General features: G+C 48.4%; 3 protein-coding genes. All 3 read left to right on the forward strand.

The annotated features are described in order from the left end of the window. The first annotated feature begins 1,016 nt into the window (after positions 1-1,016). Entirely contained in the window at positions 1,017-1,424 is a 408-nt protein-coding gene (locus NZ772_15980) for a hypothetical protein (GenBank protein ID MCS6815054.1), read from the forward strand. An 8-nt stretch (positions 1,425-1,432) separates the two neighbouring features. Then, entirely contained in the window at positions 1,433-2,572 is a 1,140-nt protein-coding gene (locus NZ772_15985; GenBank protein MCS6815055.1) for a glycosyltransferase family 4 protein, read from the forward strand. Positions 2,573-2,631: 59 nt separating this feature from the next. Then, positions 2,632-3,433, forward strand: an 802-nt coding sequence (locus tag NZ772_15990) for a hypothetical protein (GenBank protein ID MCS6815056.1), incomplete at its 3' end; no start/stop codon positions are given.

Below are 3,433 nucleotides of genomic sequence, written 5' to 3' on the forward strand. Positions count from 1 at the left end.
TAGCTAGCCCGATTTTGAATCGACCAGTTGTGTTAGGAAGATTTTCCCTGCCTCTTCATTATGCATTAGCAGTGAGCTTGCCGTTATTCTATACTCCAACCTGGACTGGGACTGATATTATCACTTGGGCTGCCGTACCCTTTATTGTACTTCTGGTCTTGCACTCAACTAAGAGAGAAAATTGGAAATTCTTGACTGTCAAGAGGAATGTTATTTCAGCGGGTATCTTGTTTGGCCTAACCTATTGGTTCAGAAATGCCAGTTTGTTTATTGCCCCTCTAGTGTTCCTACTCGTCTGTCAAATTCACTGGCTGAAGCCAATGGAAATATTCAGAAAAGTTTTGCTTTTCTTAGGATCTGCTTCCGCTTTTATTATTCCTTTAGTCATTTACGGTAAAGTTGCTAAGGATACAATGCTAGCCGACATGCAAGCTGTTGGCTTAGGAAATACTAGTCAGCTATCGCTGTTCACGCTTTACAGTGGTGAAGTACCGACTCTGAAGCAATATCTCCAAAGTCTCTCACAGATGCTTTCTGGTATCTCATCTGTCTTTGGTATGACTAATCTGAACTTGATTCTCAACCGTCAGCATGGAGCCTTTCCAATTCAAGTTTTGAATAGTCTAGTTGGCATACTGCTAGCTTTGTTTATCTTGATTTTACCCGTGATAATAATCGGATTTAGGGATAAGTTTAGGCAAAAATCATTTGGCTCTGTTCAGGATGAACTGATGCATCTAAACCTATCATTGTCATTTATTCCTCTAGCGTTAGTGCTACTGTTAGCGATCGTAATGTCACGTTACCCCTATCCATTTTTACGAGATTCAAGATACTACATATCAGCAGTTGTTCCCATGATCCTAATTGCTTACAGCGTGACTGCGATCAATAAAGTTACGTTACGTCGCATCAGCTTACATGCACTTTTTAGAGGAATGTTTGCCTCCATAACCCTGTTGTTTTGCTTGTACAACCTTTTGTACAGACCTATTGGTAGCCTTGGGCTAGGGAAGATGACATCGTTAATCCAAGAACCGCTGCTTGCAACCAGTCATGTCAAGCTTTTTAGTAATGAGTTGTACACAGGCTTTGAAAAGACTAGAACAGCACTTGAACAGCTACACAAGCGCTATCCTAGCGCGGTAATTTATGCCCCCCGATCGCAACTAGTTTACGATGCTCCAGCTTGGTTGCGAGTGTCGATGGCGGACAGCAATAATTTTTGGCAGGCTGCTTATACTAGTCGTCCTATGCGGCTAATCATGGCAAGCTTTGACATATGCACATGGCGGTGTGTCCCACCAACTGTGATAGAGCGCTTGGCAACCCAGTCAGGATTTCAGATGCTGCACGAGTTTCCCGACGAATTCACGCGGGTCTTCATGGTAGAGTTACCCGCAGGCTACAAGTTTTCTAGCTAGTCACCATTTTGAGAATCCTTACGATTAGCAACTGTCCCTTAGTGGAGTCTCAGGGATCAGGCTATGTGATTGTCAACTATTGCCGGGGATTACGCTCCCTAGGCCACGAAGTTGATGTATTTGCTCCAGATGACTATGAGCTGTGGCAACAATGGCGAGGTCGAGCTAACAGTTATCGTCAAGCCCTAGGGATGCTGCCCTTTACCCTGGGTCAAGTATCAAAAAAAGCTTATGATGTGCTAGAGTTCTATGGCGGAGAGGCATGGTTAACGATCAGGGTATTACGCCAACTATTTCCCAAGCGCTGGCTACTCGTAGCTCACTCCAATGGTATTGAGCCATTTGTGATTAGCACTATGGCACAGGCGGCTCGCGCTGGCATTATCACTGACCCCTTGGGAAAATGGTATCAATTTAACCAATCCTCTCTGTTCGCACTGGCTTTTCGTCAGGCTCACGGTATTGTCACAGTCAGCGATCGAGAACGGGACTATGCTCTACACCAGGGCTACCAGGACAGTGCCCATGTGGTGGCGATCAATAATCCTCTACCAAATGATTACCACCAAATCCCTATAACGCTTGATCGTCCCCCAGTCATCGGCTACTGCGGTTCATGGATTCCGCGCAAAGGCATTCACCTTATCCAGCAGGATATGACTCGCTTGCTGCAGGAGTATCCCCAGTGGCATCTGATGCTCATTGGTGTGGGGCAAAGCTTTCAAAAGCAAGCTTATTTCCCGGCTAGTTTGCACCCCAGCATTACGGTAATTCCCCAGGTAGACGATCGCGCGGAACTTTGTCGCCTCTATCAGAGCATAGCGATTCTAATTGCCCCTTCGGTATATGAGAGTTTTGGCCTCACCATCGCCGAAGCTATGGCCTGTGGTTGTGCGGTTGTGACCAGCAATACTGGCTTTGGATCTGTACTCCAGCCTGGTCATGAAGCCATGATTCTAGGTGACCTGCAATCTCCGGCCCTATACAACGCTGTGAAGACACTGGTGGTCAACGATGCACTGCGGCGGACGATCGCCCAAGCAGGCTATCAGCGGGTGCAAGGGCTACGTTGGGAACCCGCTATCAGATGCCTAGAGCAAACCTACTGCCATTGGTTAGAAGAACTCCGGAGTGGTAGGATGCGGTGAGGAATTTTGGGTGCTATGTCCCAGGGTTAGCTATTTGCCATGTCCGTCAATGTTCACCTATGACCGTTTCTCCCTCCCCAACTTACATTGCGCTACTTGGCAAGCGAGACTTTCCTACCGATGGTGTCATCGACTATTGCCAGTGGCTACAGGTGGCCTTGGCTGCCCAGGGAGCCGACCTAAAAACCTATGAGTGTCGCTGGGCAGAGTTAGGCTGGTGGTCAGCGCTCCGTCAACTTTGGGAAGACAGTCGTGCCTGGCGAGGAACTTGGGTCATTGTCCAGTATGTTGCCTTTAGCTGGTCACACACGGGTGTGCCCTTGGGACTATTGATAGTGCTAGGGATGTTGCGTCAACGCCAAACTCGGTTAGCAATCATCTTTCACGATACTCAGGGATTTCCAGGGCAACGCCGTCGCGATCGTCTACGACGCTGGTTACAACATGGCTTGATGCACTTGCTGCACAACTGGAGCGATCGCACCATCCTGACCATTCCCCCTACGATTACGCCTTGGTTGCCCCCACGTCCCAGTGCCAAGGTAGTGCAAATTCCCGTAGGATCCAATGTGCCAGAACCTAAGGATCCGAGTTTGGTCAAGGGGATGCGATCGCCGACGCAGCCGCTCGTTGCTGTTTTTGGGATTACAGGCGGTGCCAATGGTCTGCGGGAAATTAGTGATATTGCTTACGCAGTGCGTCAGACATTGAAGCATGTGCCTGACCTGCATCTGCTAATTATGGGTCGTGGCTCTGACGATGCCGAGGCAGATATTCGTGCTGCGTTTCAGGATATTGACGTGAAGCTCACGATTCTAGGGCTACTGGCTCCCGATGACGTGTCTCACTACCTGCAACGGG

Source organism: Cyanobacteriota bacterium, from assembly GCA_025054735.1.
Lineage (GTDB): Bacteria > Cyanobacteriota > Cyanobacteriia > SKYG9 > SKYG9 > SKYG9.